Here is an 18,930-nt window from a genome sequence, read left to right as displayed (position 1 = left end):
ATGCGCTGTCCGTTCTGCGGTCACGCCGAAAGCCAGGTGAAGGACAGCCGTCCGTCGGAAGACGGCGCGGCTATTCGCCGTCGCCGGCTCTGTCCCGAATGCGGTGGCCGCTTCACCACCTTCGAGCGCGTGCAGCTGCGCGAACTGACCATCCTGAAGCGGTCGGGCCGTCGCACGCCCTTCGAGCGCGACAAGCTCGCCCGCTCGATCTCGGTGGCGATCCGCAAGCGGCCGATCGATCCGGAGCGGGTGGAGCGGATGATCTCCTCGATCGTGCGGCAGCTGGAGAGCATGGGCGAGACGGAGCTGCCGTCGTCGGCCGTGGGCGAGCTGGTGATGAAGCAACTGAAGGCGCTCGATGACGTGGCCTATGTCCGCTACGCCTCCGTCTACCGCGACTTCCGCGAAACCGAGGACTTCGCCAAGTTCCTGGGCGAGGAGGGGCTGACCGAGGTCGCCGAGGACTAGGCGTGGCGGTCACCCTGAAGCTCGCCACGTCGCTGGACGGCCGTATCGCCACGGCGGGCGGCGAGAGCCGCTGGATCACCGGGGCGAAGGCGCGGGAGGCGGTGCATTGCCTGCGCGCCGAGCACGATGCGGTGCTCGTCGGCATCGAGACGGCGCTCGCCGACGATCCGGAGCTGACGGTTCGGCTGCCGGGATATGCCGGCGCCCAGCCGGCGCGGGTGGTTCTGGACAGCCGCCAGCGCCTGCCGCCCGACGGCAAACTTGCAAGAACCGCGCGCGAGATTCCGACCTTTGTCGTCGCGACCGGCGAGCCGGATGCAGCCCTGGTGGCGGCCGGCGTGCGGGTGTTGACCGTGCGCGCGGTTGGCGAAGACCGGCCGGAGCTGAAGACGGTCGTCGAGAGCCTGGCGGCGGAAGGCCTGCATCGGCTGTTCGTCGAGGGCGGCGGCCAGGTGGCGGCGAGCTTCCTGCGTTGCGGCCTGGTCGACAGGCTGGAATGGTTCCGGGCCCCGATCCTGATCGGCGGCGAGGGGCGGCCGGGCGTCGGCGCCTTGGCGGTTGCGGCCTTGGCGCAGGCGCCCCATTTCCGGCGCACGGAAACCCGCGAGGTCGGCGACGACCTCTGGGAACGCTACGCGAGGGGCTGAATGTTCACGGGAATCGTCACCGATGTGGGGCGTGTACGCAGCGTGCGCGAGACCAACCGCGACCGCCGGTTCGAGATCGAGACGGCGTTCGACCTCGCGACGATCGACATCGGCGCCTCAATCAGCCACGCGGGCTGCTGCCTGACGGTGGTCGAGAAGGGCCCGGACTGGTTCGCGGTGGAGGTTTCGGGCGAGACCCTGTCGCTGACCACGCTGGACGGCTGGCGGGAGGGGCGGCGGATCAATCTGGAGCGCGCCGCCCGCGTGGGCGACGAGCTCGGCGGCCACATTGTCTCCGGCCACGTGGACGGGATCGGCGAGGTGCTGTCGGTGGCGAGCGAAGGCGGCTCGCACCGGGTGCGGATCCGGGCGCCGCGGCCACTGCACCGGTTCATCGCGCCGAAGGGGTCGATCACGGTCGAGGGCGTGTCGCTGACGGTCAACGAGGTGGAGGACGACGTCTTCGGCGTGAACCTGATCCCGCACACCTGGGACGTGACGACTCTGGGTGAGCTGAAGGCCGGGTCGCGCGTGAACCTGGAGATCGACATGCTGGCGCGCTATCTCGCGCGCTTTCAAGAAACGGCCTAAGGCTGCGCCACACACGCTGAAGGGCCTCTCGATGAGTGAAGACCAAGTCCGCATCCTGATCGTCGAGGCGCGGTTCTATTCCGACCTGGCCGACGAGCTGCTGAAGGGCGCGCAGGATGCGCTTGAGGCGTTCGGGGCCGCCTATGACGTGGTGACGGTGCCGGGCGCGCTGGAGATCCCGGCGGCGATCGCCCTCGCCGAGGAGGGCGGCCGCTACGACGGCTATGTGGCGCTGGGGACGGTGATCCGCGGCGAGACCTATCATTTTGAAATCGTCGCCAATGAATCGGCGCGCGGCCTGATGGATCTCTCGGTCAACAAGATGCTTTGCCTGGGCAACGGCATCCTGACGGTCGAGGACGAGGCGCAGGCCTGGGCGCGGGCGCGGGCCAGCGAAGGCGACAAGGGCGGCGGCGCGGCGCGTGCGGCCCTGACGATGATCGCGCTACGCCAGCAATTGCTGATCGGCCTCTAGGGTGAGCGTTCCCCCCAAGCAGGCCCGTTCCGTCGCGCGGCTGGCGGCCGTCCAGGCGCTCTATCAGATGGAGGTCTCCAGCGTGGGCGCGGAAGCGGTGATCCGCGAATTCGCCGAGCACCGCTTCGACCGCAGCGCCGAGGAAGACGACGCGCCGCTGGCCACCGCCGACGAGGCCTTCTTCGCCGACCTGGTGCGCGGCGTCGTGGAGCATCAGAAGGCGGTGGACGCGGCGGTCGCCAAGAAGCTTGCCACCGGCTGGCGGCTCGACCGCCTCGACGCCACGGCGCGCGCGATCCTGCGGGCCGGCGCCTATGAGCTGATCCATCGGCCCGACGTGCCGGTCGAGGTGGTGATCGACGAATATGTCGAGCTCGCCAAATCCTTCTTCGAAGGGCCGGAACCGGGGTTCGTGAACGGCGCCCTGGACGCGGTGGCGCAGGATGCCCGACGCTAAGCCGCCAGGTGAGGATGAATTCTCCGAAATCGCGCGGCTGTTCCGCCCGCTGACCGGCGGGGCGGCGGGCGCGTTCGACCTGATGGATGACGCGGCTGTCGTGCCGCAGCGGCCGGGCTTCGACCTGGTGGTCACCAAGGACGCCATCGTGGGTGGCGTGCATTTCCCGGTTGGCGAGGCGCCGGACCTGATCGCCCGCAAACTGGTGCGCGTGAACCTCTCCGACCTGGCGGCCAAGGCGGCCGAGCCGTTCGGCTGCTTCCTGGCGGTGGCCTGGCCCAAGGGGTTCAGCGCCGCGGACCGCGCGGCCTTCGCGCGGGGCCTGGGCGAGGACCTGAAGGCGTTCGGCGTCGCCCTGCTGGGCGGCGACACCGTCTCGACGCCGGGGCCGTTCACGGCGAGCCTGACCGCCCTGGGCTGGGTCCCGGAAGGGCGGATGGTGCGGCGCGCCGGCGCGCGGGTCGGGGACACCGTGGCGGTCAGCGGCACGATCGGCGACGGGGCGCTGGGGCTGGCGGCGGTTCAGGGCGAGATCGACGACGCGGACGGCTGGCTCGCTGGGCGCTATCGCCTGCCGACGCCGCGTCTGGACCTGCGCGAGACCCTGCGCGACCGGGCCACCGCCGCGGCGGACGTGTCCGACGGACTGATCGCCGACGCGGGCCATATCGGCGAGGCGAGCGGGGTCGGGATGCGGCTCGATCTCCACAGGCTGCCGGTGTCGAAAGCCGGGCGTCTTTGGCTGGATGCGCAGCCCGACCGCAATGCAGCCCTCCTGCGCCTGGCGGCCAGCGGCGACGACTACGAGGTCGTCTGCACGGTAGGCGGTCCCGCGCCAGAAGGTTTCACGGCCATCGGCGAGGTCGTCGCGGGTTCTGAAATCGAGGTCTTCGCGGGCCCCTCGAAACTTGACGCCGTACATAAAGGCTGGCGGCACGTCTGAGGCGGAACCTCAATCAGGACTGAGGGTTGCGGGAGCGGGACCTTAACCGCAGAGACCGCCATGACCGCCGCCGTACATCTGCTGTCCCTCGCCACCGCCACGCCGCCGAACGTTCTCGATCAGGATGACGTGGTCGAGGCCGCGACCCAGATCTTCAGCGCCCGTTTCCCGGCGTTCGAGCGGATGACGCCGGTGTTCCACCACGCCGGCGTCCGCGCCCGCCAGATGGCGAGGCCGATCGACTGGTATCTCAAACCGCGCACCTGGCCCGACCGCGCCCAGGTCTATGATGAGGTGGCGCTGGACCTGTTCTGCGAAGCGGCGACGGCGGCGCTGGCGGAGGCGGGCCTGACCGGCGGCGACATCGACACCATCGTCACCGTCTCGACGACCGGCATCTCGACGCCGAGCCTCGAGGCCCGCGCCGTGACCCGGATAGGCTTTCGGAGCGACGCGGCGCGGGTTCCCGTGTTCGGCGTGGGCTGCGCGGGCGGCGTGACCGGCTTAAGTCTTGCCGCGCGGCTGGCCCGGGCGCAGCCCGGATCGACCGTGCTGCTGGTCTGCGTCGAACTCTGCTCGCTGGCCTTTCGGCTGGAGGACCTGACCCAGACCGACATCATCTCAACCGCGATCTTCGGTGACGGAGCGGCGGCCTGCGTGCTGTCGAGTGGCGCCGAAGGGTTCGCGGAGGTTACCGGCGCCGCCGAGCACACCTGGCCCGACACGCTGGACATCATGGGCTGGCGCGTGGACGCCACCGGCCTGGGCGTCGTCCTGGCCCGCGCTCTGCCGCCGTTCATCTCCAGAGAGATCAAGACGGCGATGGAGTCGATGTTGGCGCGCCAGGGCTTGGGCCTGGACGATGTCGACCGCTTCCTCTGCCATCCGGGCGGGATGAAGGTGATCGAGGCGATCGAAGGCGCCTTCGGCCTGGGGCAGGGCGCGCTGGATCTGGAGCGCGAGGTGCTGGCCGACCACGGCAACATGTCCTCGCCCACGGCGCTGTTCGTGCTGGACCGCGCGCGGCGGCGCGGCCTGCCCAGGCGCACGGTGCTCTCCGCCCTGGGCCCGGGTTTCACGGCCAGCACGGTGACCCTGGCGGCGGCATGATCCTTTCCATCGCCATCCTGGCCCTGGTGACGGCGCAGCGGCTGGGCGAGCTGGTGGTCGCCCAGCGCAACACGCGGCGGCTGCTGGCGCAGGGCGGCGTCGAGCGCGGGGCCGAGCACTATCCGCTGATGGTCGCCCTGCACGCCGCCTGGCTGGGCGGGCTCTGGACGCTCGCTTGGAACCGGCCGGCCAACCTCTGGTGGGTCATGGCCTATGCGCTGCTGGAGGTTCTGCGTGTGTGGGTCCTGACCTCCATCGGCCGGCGCTGGACCACGCGGATCATCGTCGTCCCGGGCGAGACCCTGGTGCGCAAAGGGCCCTACCGGCTGATCCCGCACCCGAACTACGCGGTCGTGGCCGGCGAGATCGCGGTGCTGCCGTTGGTCTTCGGCCTGACCGGCTATGCGGCAGTGTTTTCGGTCCTGAACGCCGCGATGCTGTGGCTGCGCATCGGCGCCGAGAACGCCGCTCTTGCGGACGCCACGTCGACGCAGACCTAACGCTGGACTTGCTTTGTGGAGCATGTTGCGGCTTTTGGCGCGTCCGCTGCGGTTTGCCGGCGGGCCCAAGGACCTCCCCAAAGATCGCCATGCCGTTTCCCGCCACCCATCCCGCCCTCGAGCGCGCGCTCGAGCAACAGGGCTATCTCGAACCGACGCCCGTACAGGCCGCCGTGCTGCGCGAGCCTGACGATCGCGATCTGCTGGTCTCGGCCCAGACCGGCTCCGGCAAGACCGTGGCGTTCGGCCTGGCGCTGGCCCGCGGCATCCTGGGGCAGGCGGAGCGGTTCGGGCGCGCCGAGGCGCCGCTCGCCCTGGTGATCGCGCCCACTCGCGAGCTCGCCCTGCAGGTCAGCCGCGAACTCACCTGGCTTTTCGCCCAGGCCGGGGCCCGCGTCGCCACCTGCGTCGGCGGCATGGATCCGCGCGCCGAGCGCCGCGCCCTGCAGGCCGGCGCCCATGTGGTGGTCGGAACCCCCGGCCGCCTGCGCGACCATATCGAGCGCGGCGCGCTCGACCTTTCGGCGCTGGAGGTCGTGGTGCTGGACGAGGCCGACGAGATGCTCGACCTCGGCTTCCGGGAAGACCTTGAAGAGATCCTCGATTCGACGCCCAAGGAACGCCGGACCCTCCTGTTCTCCGCGACCATCGCCAAGGAGATCGCCAACCTCGCGCGGCGCTATCAGAAGGACGCCGCCCGCATCGACACCCTGCGCCGCGACGAGGCGCACGGCGACATCGAATATCGCGCGATCCGCGTGGCGCCCGGCGAGATCGAGCACGCCGTGGTCAATCTGCTGCGTTATTTCGAGAGCCCCGGCGCCCTGGTGTTCTGCAACACCCGCGAGGCGGTGCGCCGGCTGCACAGTGCGCTGCGCGAACGCGGCTTCTCCGCCGTCGGCCTGTCGGGCGAGATGACCCAGAAGGAGCGGTCCGACGCCTTGCAGGCGCTGCGAGACGGCCATGCGCGGGCCTGTGTCGCCACCGACGTGGCCGCCCGCGGCCTCGACCTGCCGGACCTGGGTCTGGTCATCCACGCTGAGCTGCCGGTCAACAAGGCCGGTCTGCTGCACCGGAGCGGCCGCACGGGCCGGGCGGGCAAGAAGGGGACCTCGGTCCTGGTCGTCCCCTACAACAAGCGCCGGTTCGCCGAGCGGCTGCTGGACAGCGCCAGCATCGACGCCGGCTGGTCCGGCCCGCCGCTGGCCGACGAGATCCGCGCCAAGGACCAGCAGCGCCTGCTGGCCGACCCGATCCTGACCGAACCGGCGTCAGAGGAAGACCTCGCCCTGGCTCAGAAGATCCTGGCCGACAGCTCGCCGGAACTGGTGGCGACCGCGCTTATCCGCCTGCACCGCCAACGCCTGCCTGAGCCGGAGGACCTGTTCGACGACGTCCGCGAGACCGGCCAGACCATCCCTTCGGCCCGGCCGCAGCGTGGCGGCACGAACTACGATCCGATGCGGGAGGGCCCCGGTCCGTCCCGCGAGCCCCGTCCGGAAAGCGTCGGCGCCGAGTGGTTCCGCATGCCGATCGGGCGGCAGAACAACGCCGACCCCAAGTGGCTGATCCCGCTGATCTGCCGTCTGGGCCATGTCACCAAGAAGGACATCGGCCAGATCCGCATCTTCGACCGCGAGACCAAGTTCGAAATCATCGCCGAGACGGAAGCCCGCTTCCGCCAGGCGGTGAAGGGCGCGGCCGAGGGCGATATCCGCATCGAGCCCGCCGCCGCCCCGCCGGCCGCCGACCGTCCGCGCGGGCCGCGCCCCGACCGTCCGCCGCACACAGGACCGCGGCCGCAGATCTCGCCGCGCCCCAATGGGCCGAGGCCCCCGCCAGCGGGCAAGTTCGTGAGAAAGCCCGGGGGCAAGCCGAAGCGGAAGCCCAACGCGCCCAGCTAGCGCGCGGCCGCCTGCCGCTGCCCAGGAATGTCGAAGAAGCCGACGATGCTCTTGATGCGGCCGGCTGCGTCGTAGGTCACAACATCGTAGCCGTGCATGATCAGCCCGCCCTTGGGATCGGTCATCGACCATCTGGCCAGGCCGTGATCGGCCCAAAGCAGCTGATCGTCGAGGCGCAGGCCGACGCCGGGGCTCTGATGCTGGAACCGGGCGATCATGGCGTCGACGCCGGCGACGCCCTCGGCGCGGACCGAGGCGTCCTGGTAGGTCATGCCGGGCGCCAGGGCGTCCTTCAGGAGCTGCTGACGCGCGCCGTCGGAGGTCGCTTGCCAGGCGTTGGTGTAGCCTTGGAAGGCGGCCTGCTGCTGCGAGCGGTCGGGCGCATCCGCCGCCCAGGCCGGAGCCGCCGCCGCCAGCAGGCCCAGCACCGCCAGCGCGGGGGCGAAACAACGGCGGGATGTCGAAGAGCTTTTGGGTTTGTGGATGTCCATGCCGCCCCCAGCGGTTCACTGGCGGCGACGGTAGGCGGACTCGCCGGGCCTTGGCTAGGCCGGCCGCGGCGCGCTCGCCGGGTTCAGCTGCGCCTGTGACAGGTCGAAGCGCACCTGGGAGCGGCCGAAGTCCAGGGAGACGGTGTCGAACTGGGTGAGCAGGTCCATGCCGATCACGAGGGCGGGCGTTTCCTTCAGGCCCCAGAGTTCGAAGACGTGCATGTCGGCCCAGACCGTCGGCACATTGCCCAGCTGCAGCCCGCCCAGCCGCAGGAACGGCAGGTAGATCAGCTCGCCCGAGAAGGACTCGCCGATCACGGTCTCCAGGTTCACGCGCCGGTAGGTGTCGTCGCGCTGGGTGTGGCGGTTGAAGTCGGAAACCAGCGCCCTCAGCGCGCTGTTGCAGATGGTCATCTGCGACCCGGAATCGATCATGGCGCTGATGCGCCGGCCGGAAAGATCGGCGTCGACGATGGTCAGCTGGCCGTCGCTGCGCCGCGCCGGCACAACCGCCACGCCTTCGCGCGAGACGTCACTGTGCGAGCGGGTGATCGACAGGCTCCTGGTCTTGAAGCCCAGCTCCAGCCGCTGGCCCTTCAGCCAGTCGACGCCGAGCACCCCGTCCAGCCCCGCTTCCAGGGGGAGGGAGGCCGCGCGCACCGAGCGGCGGCTACGCTCGCCCACCTGCAGCTTTTCGATCAGGACGCCCGGCCGCTCGCGCACGCCGACCACCGTATGCACCCGCGCCGGTTCGGTCGCGGCGAGCGCCAGGCGCTGGGCGAGGTCGCGGGAGATGCAGGAGGTGTTGGCCCCGGTGTCCATGAGGAATTGGAACGGCCCCTGACCGTTGACCGTCACCGGCGCCAGCATGTGCTCGAAGCCGTCGCGGCCGGTCCCAAGTTCGGTCGGCGTCTCCTCGGCCGACGCCGGCGGCGTCGGCGTCTGTGCAAAGGCGCGGTCGAGCGGCGTCGCGGCGCTTCCCAGGGCGATCAAACCCGCGGCGGCCTGACGGCGGCTAAGACGCATGGCGCGGAATCCTCCGGGTCTTCTCTTTCAGCTTAGCATCTTGGCGGTCGCGTTCGCCCCTCAACCTTCCGGCAACCCGGCAGGCGCAAGCTCGCGGTCATGTTCAAGCGCCTGCTGATTCTCGCCGCGCCCCTGCTGGCCCTCGCCGGGCCGGGCCATGCGGCCGACGACAAGAAGCCCAAGGAGGTCGGCCAGTACGTCGACCTGCAGCCGGTGGGCCTGCCGATCGTCGTCGACGGGCGGCTGGTGAACTATGTCTTCGTCTATGTGCGGGTGAACCTGCGGCCCAGCGCCGACGTGACCAAGGTGCGCGACAAGGAGCCAGCCTTCCGCGACGCCCTGGTGCGCGACGGGCACAAGACCCCCTTCGTGGTCGCCACCGACTGGCAGAAGCTGGACGAAGCCAAGCTGATCGCCGCGATGACCCGCGACGCCAGCGCCATCGCCGGACCGGGCATCGTGGCGTCGGTGGTGGTCACCTCGCAGACCCCGCAGAAGCATGTGATGCCACCGCGTCCCGCGCCGCCGGAGACGCCGTAAGCACGCACCCTGGGAGGCCGCCCGAGGCGCAGGTTGCGTGCGCGGGCCAACTTTGGCACTTTCCGCCCTCTCGTTCGGGGCGCTATGAGAGCGCGCCCTGAACATTTGGGGAAAAATGGGGCTGGGAGCGAGCCGGGGCCGTGCGCATCGCGCGGCGATCGATCCCCCTCCGCGCGATCGTAAAGGGGTGCGCACGACATGAGTTCTATCTTGATGCTGGTGATCGGGGCCGGCCTGCTGGCCGTGCTGTACGGCGCCGTGCAGACCGCTTCGCTGCTCCGGGCCTCGCCCGGCAATGCGAAGATGCAGGAAATCGCCGCCGCCATCCAAGAGGGTGCGCAGGCCTATCTGAACAAGCAGTACACCGCGATCGGCGTGGTGGGCGTGGTCATCCTGATCGCGGTCTTCTTCCTCATCGGTCCGCTGGCCGCAGCGGGCTTCGCCATCGGCGCGGTGCTGTCGGGCGCGGCGGGCTTCGTCGGCATGCTGATCTCGGTCCGCGCCAATGTGCGGACCGCGCAGGCGGCGTCGGAAGGCCTGGCCAAGGGCCTGTCGCTGGCGTTCCGCTCGGGCGCCATCACCGGCATGCTGGTGGCGGGCTTCGCGCTGATCGGCGTGGCCGGCTACTTCGCCCTGCTCACAGGCCCGCTGGGCCATGAGAACACCAGCCGCGAAGTGGTCGACTCCATGGTCGCGCTGGGCTTCGGCGCCTCGCTGATCTCGATCTTCGCGCGTCTCGGCGGCGGCATCTTCACCAAGGGCGCCGACGTCGGCGGCGACATGGTGGGCAAGGTCGAGGCCGGCATTCCGGAAGACGACCCCCGCAACGCCGCGACCATCGCCGACAACGTGGGCGACAACGTCGGCGACTGCGCCGGCATGGCCGCGGACCTGTTCGAGACCTACGCGGTGACCACGGTCGCCACCATGGTGCTGGCGGCGATCTTCTTCGCCAGCGCCGGGACCGAGGTCGTCACCAACATGATGCTGCTGCCGCTGGCCATCTGCGGCGTCTGCATCGTCACCTCGATCATCGGCACCTTCGCCGTGCGTCTGGGCAAGAACAACAACATCATGGGGGCCCTCTACCAGGGCCTGATCGTCACCGGCGTGCTGTCGGTGGGCGCGATCTACTGGGTGATGACCAAGTTGGTCACCACCACGCTGACGGTGGGGGACAAGTCCTTCGACGCCATGAGCCTGTTCTGGTGCGGGATCGCCGGCCTGGTGGTCACCGCCGCCATCGTGGTGATCACCGAATACTACACCGGCACGGGCTTCCGTCCGGTGAAGTCGGTGGCCAAGGCGTCCGTCTCCGGTCACGGCACCAACGTGATCCAGGGCTTGGCCATGTCGCTGGAATCCACCGCCCTGCCGGCGCTGACGATCATCGTCGGCATCATCGTCACCTATAACCTGGCGGGCCTGTTCGGCATCGCCATCGCCACCACCTCGATGCTGTCGCTGGCCGGCTTCATCGTGGCGCTGGACGCCTTCGGACCGGTGACGGACAACGCCGGCGGCATCGCCGAAATGGCCGGCCTGCCGCCGGAAGTGCGCGTCACCACCGACGCGCTCGATGCGGTCGGCAACACCACCAAGGCGGTGACCAAGGGCTATGCGATCGGCTCCGCCGGTCTCGGCGCCCTGGTGCTGTTCGCCTGCTACACCCAGGACCTGAAGTTCTTCGCCGCGACCGCCGCGCCGGGCAGCTTCTTCGACCAGCTGGGCCCGGTGGCCTTCGACCTCTCCAACCCCTACGTCGTGGTCGGCCTGCTGTTCGGGGGCCTGCTGCCCTTCCTGTTCGGCGGCCTCAGCATGACCGCTGTGGGCCGCGCCGCGGAATCGGTGGTGGAGGAAGTCCGCCGCCAGTTCCGTGAGAACCCCGGGATCATGACCGGCGAGGTGAAGCCGGAGTACGGCCGCGCCGTGGCCATCCTGACCCAGGCGGCGATCAAGGAAATGATCGTCCCCTCGCTGCTGCCGGTGCTCTCGCCCATCGTGCTGTTCTTCGTGATCCGCGCCATCGCCGGCAAGGTCGACGCCTTCGCGTCCGTCGGCGCCATGCTGATGGGCGTGATCGTCACGGGCCTCTTCGTCGCCATCTCGATGACCTCGGGCGGCGGCGCCTGGGACAACGCCAAGAAGCTGATCGAGGAAGGCCACTACGGCGGCAAGGGTTCGGAAGCCCACAAGGCGGCCGTGACCGGCGACACCGTCGGCGACCCCTACAAGGACACCTCGGGTCCCGCGGTGAACCCGATGATCAAGATCACCAACATCGTGGCCCTGCTGCTGCTGGCGGTCCTGGCCCACGGCGTGATCCACTAGGCGATCGGCTTAGGCCGAGACAGAAGCGCCCCGGAGAGCGATCTCCGGGGCGTTTTTGATTCTGGGAGTCATCCCTCCTCTTTAGGGGAGGGTGGCGAGGCGAAGCCGAGACGGGTGGGGAAGGGTGGGCCGGCGTGCTGAGTCCGCGCTTGAACGCGAGTCCCCCACCCTGATCGCTTCGCGATCTGTCCCTCCCCTAAAGAGGAGGGATGATTCTAATTCCGCCGGTCGCCGGGGCGGTTGCCGGGGACGCCTTCGTCCTGGTTGGGCAGGAAGCCGCCGCGGCCGACGTTACCGAGGATCTGTTCGAGGATGGTCAGCTCGCGGCCACGGGTGGGCGTCTCGCGGCCGTTGAAGGCCACGACCTTGCCGTCCTTCAGCGTCAGGCTGTTGACGCTCTCCACCAGCTCGGAGTCCTTGTTGAAGGTGATCTGCGTCACGTTGCGTGCGATCACCTCGGGCTTCTTGAAGGCCACGCGGGACTTCAGCTGGTTCATGTAGATCCAGGTGTTGGTGTCGAAGGCGCCCGTCGCCGAGGGCGAGCCCAGGCGGGTGCGGACCGTCGACTTGGTGTCGGTGCCGATCTTCACGTCCTTCGGGTCGGACTCGATGGCCTGGAAGCCGGAATAGTTGGTGACCGGGGCGCAGGCCGATAGGCCGGCGGCGGCCGGGATCAGCAGGGTGGCGGCCAGGGCGGCGAAGGCGGTTCGTGCGGTCATCGGAAGCTTGGAACCTGCTCTGTGCGCCAGTGGGTTTGATCGGACGGCTGTCCTGGGGCTTTGACCTATCGTCGCTCGCCCCTTAGTTCAATGCGGCTTTATGGAACGGATCGGGCGAAATCGAGGCGTCATGCTGCTGGACCGACTGTTCCGACCCCGCGCCGCGCAGGCGGCCGGCCGTGCGCTCTACGCCCGGGCGGTCGAGCAATCGCGCACGAGCGGCCTCTATGCCGACCTGGGCGCGCCGGACACCGCCGAGGGTCGATTCGAGATCTACAGCCTGCACGTGGTGCTCCTGCTGGATCGTCTGCGGGGCCCCGATGGCCAGGCGTGGGGCGCGGCGGCGACCGATGTCTCGCAGGCCTTGTTCGACGCCTATTTGAAGGACCTCGATCACGCGCTGCGGGAACTGGGCGTCGGCGACCTCTCGGTGGGGCGCAAGATGCGCAAGTTGGGCGAGGCCTTCTACGGCCGGGGCAAGTCCTATGAGGCCGCCTTCACCGCCCTGCCGGACGAGGCGCCGCTGCAGGCGCTGATCGTCCGCACCGTCTATGCCGAGACCGACCCCGCGTCGGCGCCCAGGCTGACCGCCTATGTGTTGGCGCAGCGCGCGGCGTTGGCCTCGCAGCCGATCGAGGTGCTGGCCGCCGGCCAGGTCGCCTGGAAACCTCTATGAGCCCGCCTGCCACATCGTCCTGGACCACGCCGCTTCGGCTGCACGAGGTCGCCCGCGGCGCGGTCACCGTGCGCCTGGAGCCGGACGAGGCCCAGCGCGCCGGGATCGCCAAGGCGCTCGATCTGCAGGGCCTGCCGGCGCTCACCGCACAATTGACCGTGAAGCCGTGGATGGAGGGCGTGGAGATCACCGGCCGCTTCGACGCCGTGGTCGAACAGCTCTGCGCCGTCTCGCTGGACCCGTTCGAACATCCGCTCAGCGGCGGGATCGAGGTCCGCGCCGTCCCGGCCGGCAGCCCGCAGGCTCCGGAGCCCACCGGCGGCGAGGTGGACTACGACCCCGAAGCGCCCGATCCGCCGGATGTGCTGGAGGGCGACGCCATCGACCTGGCCGGCTATGTGGTCGAGCATCTGGCCCTGGAAATCGACCCCTTCGCCCGCAAACCGGGCGTCGAGTTCGACTATACGCCGCCGCAGGAACCGGATTCGCCCTTCGCGGTGCTCAAGAAACTGAGGGGCGAGGAGACATGAACGCCTGAGGGCTTGTTTGCTTTGCCGGGGCTTGTTTGCTTTGGCGGGGCAGGACGCTATCGTCCCGGGCGAATCCGGCGGGACCCGTCGAAGGACCAAAGCGCCGTCTTGACCCAACCACTGGTGATTTCCATCGACGCCATGGGCGGAGACCACGGACCGCCCGTGGTCATACCGGCGCTGGTCCGCGCGCTCGCCTCGCTGCCGGAGGATGTCCGCTTCCTCCTGCATGGCGACGAAGCGGTGCTGACCGCGGCGCTGGCCAAGCACCGCGACGCCGCCCGGCGCGTCGAGATCCGCCACGCCGAGCGCGTCATCGCCATGGACGAAAAGCCCGCCCAGGCGCTCCGCCGCGGCAAGGGCACCTCGATGTGGGCCGCGGTCGAGGCGATCCGCGAAGGCCAGGCCACCGCGGCGGTCTCTGCCGGCAACACCGGCGCTCTGGTGGCGATCTCCAAGCTGATCCTACGGATGACCGGCGACCTGGAGCGGCCGGCGTTGGTCACCAGCATCCCGACGCCTAGGGGCCCGACCACCTTGCTGGACGCGGGCGCCAACATCGACTGCGACGCCGAGCGGCTCGTCGAGTTCGCCATCATGGGCGAGGCCTATCACCGCGCCGCCCATGGGTTGTCAAAGCCAACTGTCGGCCTGCTGAACGTCGGGTCCGAGGAGATGAAGGGCCATGAGGAGGTCCGCGAGGCCAACCGCATCCTTCGCGAGGGCAAGATCGATCTCGACTACCGCGGCTTCGTGGAGGGCGACGACATCACCCACGGCGCGGTGGACGTGGTCGTCACCGATGGCTTCACCGGCAACGTGGCGTTGAAGGCCATGGAGGGCGCGGCGGGGTTCATGATCGCCGAGCTGCGCAGCGCCTTCGCCTCGGGCGTGTTCGCCAGCCTGGGCTACATGCTGGCGCGCCCGGCGCTGCTCAAGTTCCGCGAGCGGCTCTCGCCGACGCCGGCCGCGCCGCTGCTGGGCCTGAACGGCATCGTGGTGAAGTGCCACGGCGGCGCCAGCGACCGGGATTTCGCCATGGCCATCAGATTGGCCGCCGATTTGGCGCGGAGCGACTTCTCCGCCGAGATCGAAAGGAATATGAGACGGCTCCCCGATGCGCTCGCCGAACCTGCGCCTGCGCCGACGATTGAGGCGCTCCCGACCGAAACCCCAGCTTCTGGGGGCTCTGAGGGAGCCGCCCAAGGAGCCAGCGAGTGACGAGCGTGCTGCGGAGTGTGGTGACCGGCGTCGGCGGCTATCTGCCTGAGCGGGTGGTGACCAACGACGACCTGGCGAAGTTCGTCGACACCTCGGATGAGTGGATCGTCGAGCGCACCGGCATCCGCCAGCGACACCAGGTCCGCGACGACGAGCCGGTCTCCGACCTCGCCGTGGAGGCCGCGCGCCGCGCGCTCGCCGCCGCCGGCCGCACGCCGGACGAGGTCGACCTGATCATCGTGGCCACCACCACCCCGGACCTGACCTTTCCGGCGGCCGCCACCATCGTGCAGCGCAAGCTGGGCTGTCCCGTAGGCATCGCCTTCGACGTCCAGGCGGTGTGCTCGGGCTTCGTCTACGCGCTCTCGGTCGCCGACGGCTTCGTGGCCCGCAACCGGTCCAAGGTCGCCCTGGTGATCGGCGCCGAGACCATGACTCGGCTGATGGACTGGAGCGACCGCGGCACCTGCGTGCTGTTCGGCGACGGAGCCGGCGCGGTGGTGCTGGAGCCGCAGGAAGGCGAGGGGACCACCGCCGACCGCGGCCTGCTGGGCTTCGCGCTGCGCGCCGACGGCACCAAGCAGGAGCTGCTGTTCGTCGATGGCGGGCCGTCGACCAACGGCCAGGTCGGCAAGCTGCGCATGCAGGGCAACCAGGTGTTCCGCCACGCGGTCGTCAACATTTCCGAGGCGATCACCGCCGCCGCCGCCGACGCCGGCATCGAGGTGGCCAGCGTCGACTGGTTCGTGCCGCACCAGGCCAACCTGCGCATCCTGCAAGGGGTCGCCAAGCGGGTCGGCATCGACGAGGCCAAGGTCATCACGACGCTGGATCAGCACGCCAACACCTCGGCGGCGTCGATTCCGCTCGCCCTGGACCAGGGCGTGCGCGATGGGCGCATCCAGCCCGGCCAGATGCTGCTTCTGGAAGCTATGGGCGGCGGCCTGACCTGGGGCGCCTGCGTCCTTCGGCTCTAGGTTAAGCAAAGTCGGCAATCTGACGCTTGAAGTCTTTGACGCGATGGGACAATCAAGGCACGTTGGTGGCGTCGCTATGGGGGCACGAGTGAGCATGAAGGGCGCGACGGTTACGCGGGCGGACCTCTGCGAAGCGGTCCATGAGGAAGTGGGTCTGACGCGCCAGGATTGCGGCGAACTGGTCGAACGCGTCCTCGAACTGATGGCCGTGGCCCTGGAGAAGGGTCAGCAGGTCAAGCTTTCCGGCTTCGGCGTCTTCCAGGTACGGGCCAAGCGCGCGCGCATGGGGCGCAATCCCAAGACCGGCGAACCGGCCGCCATCGAGCCGCGCCGGGTGATTGGTTTCCGCGCCTCCCAGGTCATGAAGGCGCGCGTCGACAACGCGCTGGCCCGATGACGGCGGCGCTGTGAGGACGGCCTAGGCCGTGGCCAAGGGGCCGGAAGCCTTTCGGACAATCTCCGAAGCGGCGGACGAGCTTCACGTGCCGCAACATGTCCTGCGGTTCTGGGAAACCAAGTTCGCCTTCATCCGGCCGATGAAGCGGGCCGGCGGGCGCCGGTTCTATCGCCCCTCCGACATCGCGGTCCTGCGTGGCGTCAGGCGCCTGCTGCACGACGAGGGCTACACCATCAAGGGCGTCCAGCGGCTGCACCGCGAGGAAGGTCTGCGCCGGCTGGTCAGCGCTGGGGGCGAGGCCGGGCCGGCGCCGGCGCAGGGCGCGGCATCATCGCCTGCAGCGCCCGCCGCGGGACGCGATGGCCTCTACGACGCCCTGCGCGCCCTGGAGGCCGCCAAGCAGCGGCTCGACGCGCTTCTGAAGTGAGACTCTAAGGGGGAAGTCTCGCCGGCGAATGGTCGGAGCGACAGGATTTGAACCTGCGACCCCTTGACCCCCAGTCAAGTGCGCTACCAGGCTGCGCTACGCTCCGACGCCTCGCGGCGAGCGGGTCTTCTAGCGGCTTCTCCGATGGGGGCAAACGCTAATTTGAGCTAGGCGCGCGGCGCCCGGTTCATCCAGCTCAGCAGCGGCAGGATCGGAATCCCCCAGCACACGCCGGCCAGGGCGTAGAAGGCGAACTGCAGCGGGCCGTGGGTCGGCACGTGCGGCGCGATGTCGGCGACCAGGACGATGTAGGCCAGCAGGAAGGCCAGGACGCCGAAGAGGCCGATGAGCTTGCGCAGGCGCGGGGACATGGGCGCTGCTTAGCCGCTGACCGGGTCCGGCGGAAGCATGGACAGGCGTTAAGTGGACGGCGCCGGCTTTCCGGGGTAGGGCGCGCCGATGACCTCGTTCCTGCGTTCCGACCGTTCGCGCGCCGTGGCGATCTGGCTGCTCACCGTCGCCGTGCTGGTGCTGGGCATGGTGGTGCTGGGCGGGACGACGCGGCTGACCGGTTCGGGCCTGTCGATCACCCAGTGGAAGCCGATCACCGGCGCCCTGCCGCCGCTCAGCCTCGCCGACTGGCAGGCGGAGTTCGCGCGCTACCAGGCGATCCCGCAGTTCCGCTTCGTCAATCCGACCATGACGCTGGACCAGTTCCGCTTCATCTACTGGTGGGAGTGGTCGCACCGTTTGCTGGGGCGTCTCTTGGGCGTGGCGTTCCTTGTTCCCTTCCTGTGGTTCGCGGTCCGCCGCGAGATCCCGCGCCGGCTGTTCTGGCGCCTGGGCGGACTCTTCCTGCTGGGCGGCCTGCAGGGGCTGGTCGGCTGGTGGATGGTGGCGAGCGGGCTGGTGACCCGGGTCTCGGTCGCCCCCGAGCGGCTGATGATCCACCTGGGCCTGGCCTTCGCGCTATTGGCCGCGCTGGTCTGGACCGCGCTGGACGCCTGGGCCGGCTGGGCGCGCCAGACCCTGCCGAGCCCTTGGGGCGGCCGAGCGCTGGGATTGCTGGGCCTGATCTATGTCCAGATCCTGCTGGGCGCCCTGGTGGCCGGCAACCAGGCGGGGCTGGTCTACAACGACTGGCCGCTGTTCGCGGGCCATCTGCTGCCGGGCGACTACGCGGGGCCGAGCCTGTGGGCGACGCTGGCGCACAGCCAGGGCGCTGTGCAGCTGCATCACAGGCTGGTCGCCTACCTGCTGCTGATCGTGGCCGTGGGCCTGGGCGCCGCCGCCTGGCGCTCCGCCTATCTGGCGGCGCCGGCCAAGGCGCTGGGCGCGATCGTCGCGGGCGCCGTGGTCGTGCAGGCCCTGCTGGGCGTCGCCACCCTGATGGCGCGCGTGCCGCTCGGCCTGGGCGTGGCCCACCAGCTGATGGCGGCGCTCACCCTCTGCCTGGCCACCGCCTTCGCCTGGCGGGTGCGGCGGGTCTGACGGCGCGGCAGGAATCGCGGGAAACCCGTCATTGCGGCTGGGTGCGGCTCAGGCCAGAACCCTGTGTAAGCCCAGCTTGGCCGGAGACGCCCCGATGACGCCCCAGATCCGCACCTTCGCCGCCGTCCTGGCCATCGCGCTGGCCGGCGGTCTCGCCGCCGCGGCGGTTTCGCAGGCCCAGCCGGCCGCGCCCGCCGTGAGCTACACGCCCGACGGCAAGCTGATCCCGCCGAAGGACTACCGGTCCTGGATCTATCTCTCCAGCGGCATGGACATGTCCTACAGCGACGCCCCTGGCGCGGCCGACCACCACATGTTCGACAACGTCTTCGTCAACCGCGAGGCCTACGCGGCCTACCAGAAGACCGGGACCTGGCCCGACAAGACGATCTTTGTCCTGGAGGCCCGCATGGGCCAGCAGCGGGGCTCGATCAACAAGAACGGCCTGTACCAGGCGCCGCTGGTGATGGGCCGCGAGGCGCACGTGAAGGATACCGCGCGCTTCAAGAGCGGCTGGGCCTTCTTCCCGCTGAACGGCGACACGCCCGGCGCGGCGCTGCCGCAGACCTCGCAATGCAACGTTTGCCACGAGCAGCACGGCGCGGTGGACACCACCTTCGTGCAGTTCTACCCGACGCTGCAGGAGAAGGCGGCGCAGATGAAAACCTACAGCGCCGCCTATCTGGCGGAAGAGGCGGCGGCCTCCAAGGCGAAGTAGGGGTGACCCAGACGGTATTATACTACCGTATCAAGAAAAGTTCTTATTTTCAACGATCTAGATATAAATCGCGCCGCGCGAGTTGACAGCGTCCGGCATTGTCGGCATATGCGCCGGCTCACGCGGAGACCCCTTTGTCGCCGCCCAAGATCCGGATGAGTTTCCCATGATGAAGACCACGGCTTCGCTGAAGCCCGCCGAGGTCGAGAAGAAGTGGATCGTGATCGACGCCGAGAACGCCGTGGTCGGCCGCCTCGCGACCTTCATCGCCAACCGTCTTCGCGGCAAGCA

General features: G+C 69.5%; 24 protein-coding genes and 1 tRNA gene. 20 read left to right on the top strand and 5 right to left on the bottom strand.

Annotation, left to right across the window (positions count from 1 at the left end):
* The 9 genes from nrdR to VKQ35_RS18260 all read left to right on the top strand — a co-directional run bounded on the left by nrdR (position 1) and on the right by VKQ35_RS18260 (position 7,095).
* Positions 1–468 carry a transcriptional regulator NrdR gene (gene nrdR, locus VKQ35_RS18300; RefSeq protein WP_324364153.1) on the top strand — a complete coding sequence of 156 codons (468 nt, stop codon included), beginning with the start codon at positions 1–3 and terminating at the stop codon, positions 466–468.
* A gap of 2 nt (positions 469–470) precedes the next feature.
* Entirely contained in the window at positions 471–1,115 is a 645-nt protein-coding gene (locus tag VKQ35_RS18295) for a RibD family protein (protein ID WP_324364152.1), read from the top strand.
* A complete protein-coding gene (locus tag VKQ35_RS18290) occupies positions 1,116–1,706 on the top strand; it encodes a riboflavin synthase (protein WP_324364151.1) in 591 nt (196 codons plus the stop codon).
* 31 nt (positions 1,707–1,737) lie between these two features.
* A complete protein-coding gene (locus tag VKQ35_RS18285; RefSeq protein WP_324364150.1) occupies positions 1,738–2,181 on the top strand; it encodes a 6,7-dimethyl-8-ribityllumazine synthase in 444 nt (147 codons plus the stop codon).
* A gap of 1 nt (position 2,182) precedes the next feature.
* Complete coding sequence (gene nusB / locus VKQ35_RS18280) at positions 2,183–2,638, top strand: transcription antitermination factor NusB (RefSeq protein ID WP_324364149.1); 456 nt, start codon at positions 2,183–2,185, stop codon at positions 2,636–2,638.
* Positions 2,625–3,581, top strand: coding sequence for a thiamine-phosphate kinase (gene thiL / locus VKQ35_RS18275; protein ID WP_324364148.1), 957 nt, complete (start codon positions 2,625–2,627; stop codon positions 3,579–3,581). Before nusB ends, thiL begins: the two co-directional genes overlap by 14 nt.
* 60 nt (positions 3,582–3,641) lie before the next feature.
* Positions 3,642–4,691, top strand: coding sequence for a hypothetical protein (locus tag VKQ35_RS18270; RefSeq protein ID WP_324364147.1), 1,050 nt, complete (start codon positions 3,642–3,644; stop codon positions 4,689–4,691).
* Entirely contained in the window at positions 4,688–5,191 is a 504-nt protein-coding gene (locus VKQ35_RS18265; protein ID WP_324364146.1) for an isoprenylcysteine carboxyl methyltransferase family protein, read from the top strand. Before VKQ35_RS18270 ends, VKQ35_RS18265 begins: the two co-directional genes overlap by 4 nt.
* A gap of 89 nt (positions 5,192–5,280) precedes the next feature.
* Positions 5,281–7,095 (top strand): DEAD/DEAH box helicase, encoded by a 1,815-nt coding sequence (locus VKQ35_RS18260; RefSeq protein WP_324364145.1) that lies wholly within the window; start codon positions 5,281–5,283, stop codon positions 7,093–7,095.
* Here the strand turns inward: VKQ35_RS18260 and VKQ35_RS18255 are convergent.
* A complete protein-coding gene (locus VKQ35_RS18255; RefSeq protein WP_324364144.1) occupies positions 7,092–7,586 on the bottom strand; it encodes a hypothetical protein in 495 nt (164 codons plus the stop codon). The genes VKQ35_RS18260 and VKQ35_RS18255 overlap by 4 nt on opposite strands.
* A gap of 54 nt (positions 7,587–7,640) precedes the next feature.
* On the bottom strand, positions 7,641–8,612 hold the full coding sequence (locus VKQ35_RS18250) for a retroviral-like aspartic protease family protein (RefSeq protein ID WP_324364143.1): 972 nt from the start codon (positions 8,610–8,612) through the stop codon (positions 7,641–7,643).
* Between the two features lie 99 nt (positions 8,613–8,711).
* Here VKQ35_RS18250 and VKQ35_RS18245 point away from each other — a divergent pair, with 99 nt between their 5' ends.
* Both VKQ35_RS18245 and VKQ35_RS18240 read left to right on the top strand, forming a co-directional pair.
* Positions 8,712–9,152, top strand: coding sequence for a hypothetical protein (locus VKQ35_RS18245; protein WP_324364142.1), 441 nt, complete (start codon positions 8,712–8,714; stop codon positions 9,150–9,152).
* Positions 9,153–9,350: 198 nt separating this feature from the next.
* On the top strand, positions 9,351–11,483 hold the full coding sequence (locus VKQ35_RS18240) for a sodium-translocating pyrophosphatase (RefSeq protein WP_324364141.1): 2,133 nt from the start codon (positions 9,351–9,353) through the stop codon (positions 11,481–11,483).
* Positions 11,484–11,698: 215 nt separating this feature from the next.
* On the opposite strand, the gene VKQ35_RS18235 is transcribed toward VKQ35_RS18240, so the two are convergent.
* A complete protein-coding gene (locus VKQ35_RS18235; protein WP_324364140.1) occupies positions 11,699–12,202 on the bottom strand; it encodes an outer membrane protein assembly factor BamE in 504 nt (167 codons plus the stop codon).
* Between the two features lie 130 nt (positions 12,203–12,332).
* Between VKQ35_RS18235 and VKQ35_RS18230 the strand changes: the two genes are divergently transcribed.
* The 6 genes from VKQ35_RS18230 to VKQ35_RS18205 all read left to right on the top strand — a co-directional run bounded on the left by VKQ35_RS18230 (position 12,333) and on the right by VKQ35_RS18205 (position 16,430).
* Positions 12,333–12,878 (top strand): ubiquinol-cytochrome C chaperone family protein, encoded by a 546-nt coding sequence (locus VKQ35_RS18230; RefSeq protein ID WP_324364139.1) that lies wholly within the window; start codon positions 12,333–12,335, stop codon positions 12,876–12,878.
* Positions 12,875–13,408 carry a DUF177 domain-containing protein gene (locus VKQ35_RS18225; RefSeq protein ID WP_324364138.1) on the top strand — a complete coding sequence of 178 codons (534 nt, stop codon included), beginning with the start codon at positions 12,875–12,877 and terminating at the stop codon, positions 13,406–13,408. Before VKQ35_RS18230 ends, VKQ35_RS18225 begins: the two co-directional genes overlap by 4 nt.
* Before the next feature lie 108 nt (positions 13,409–13,516).
* A complete protein-coding gene (gene plsX / locus VKQ35_RS18220; protein ID WP_324364137.1) occupies positions 13,517–14,629 on the top strand; it encodes a phosphate acyltransferase PlsX in 1,113 nt (370 codons plus the stop codon).
* Entirely contained in the window at positions 14,626–15,606 is a 981-nt protein-coding gene (locus tag VKQ35_RS18215) for a beta-ketoacyl-ACP synthase III (RefSeq protein ID WP_324364136.1), read from the top strand. The genes plsX and VKQ35_RS18215 overlap by 4 nt, the downstream gene beginning before the upstream one ends.
* Before the next feature lie 94 nt (positions 15,607–15,700).
* Positions 15,701–16,003: an integration host factor subunit alpha gene (locus VKQ35_RS18210; RefSeq protein WP_324364183.1), complete on the top strand. Its 303-nt coding sequence runs from the start codon at positions 15,701–15,703 to the stop codon at positions 16,001–16,003.
* A 28-nt stretch (positions 16,004–16,031) separates the two neighbouring features.
* Positions 16,032–16,430 carry a MerR family transcriptional regulator gene (locus VKQ35_RS18205; RefSeq protein ID WP_324364135.1) on the top strand — a complete coding sequence of 133 codons (399 nt, stop codon included), beginning with the start codon at positions 16,032–16,034 and terminating at the stop codon, positions 16,428–16,430.
* A 29-nt stretch (positions 16,431–16,459) separates the two neighbouring features.
* On the opposite strand, the gene VKQ35_RS18200 is transcribed toward VKQ35_RS18205, so the two are convergent.
* Both VKQ35_RS18200 and VKQ35_RS18195 read right to left on the bottom strand, forming a co-directional pair.
* Positions 16,460–16,536, bottom strand: a tRNA-Pro gene (locus VKQ35_RS18200).
* 61 nt (positions 16,537–16,597) lie between these two features.
* Positions 16,598–16,801 (bottom strand): DUF2842 domain-containing protein, encoded by a 204-nt coding sequence (locus VKQ35_RS18195; RefSeq protein WP_324364134.1) that lies wholly within the window; start codon positions 16,799–16,801, stop codon positions 16,598–16,600.
* Positions 16,802–16,889: 88 nt separating this feature from the next.
* On the opposite strand from VKQ35_RS18195, the gene VKQ35_RS18190 reads away from it, so the two are divergent.
* From VKQ35_RS18190 to VKQ35_RS18180, 3 genes are all read left to right on the top strand, one after another.
* The gene (locus VKQ35_RS18190; protein ID WP_324364133.1) at positions 16,890–17,921 is read left to right on the top strand and encodes a COX15/CtaA family protein; all 1,032 of its coding nucleotides are present in this window, start codon (positions 16,890–16,892) and stop codon (positions 17,919–17,921) included.
* A 94-nt stretch (positions 17,922–18,015) separates the two neighbouring features.
* The gene (locus tag VKQ35_RS18185; protein ID WP_324364132.1) at positions 18,016–18,639 is read left to right on the top strand and encodes a cytochrome P460 family protein; all 624 of its coding nucleotides are present in this window, start codon (positions 18,016–18,018) and stop codon (positions 18,637–18,639) included.
* Between the two features lie 166 nt (positions 18,640–18,805).
* Positions 18,806–18,930, top strand: a 125-nt coding sequence (locus tag VKQ35_RS18180; protein ID WP_324364182.1) for an uL13 family ribosomal protein, incomplete at its 3' end; no start/stop codon positions are given.

It is taken from the genome of Phenylobacterium sp. (assembly GCF_035309685.1).
Classification (GTDB): domain Bacteria; phylum Pseudomonadota; class Alphaproteobacteria; order Caulobacterales; family Caulobacteraceae; genus Phenylobacterium.
Note: the sequence above shows the minus strand (reverse complement) of the source record. Positions and strands in the feature narration are given on the sequence as shown.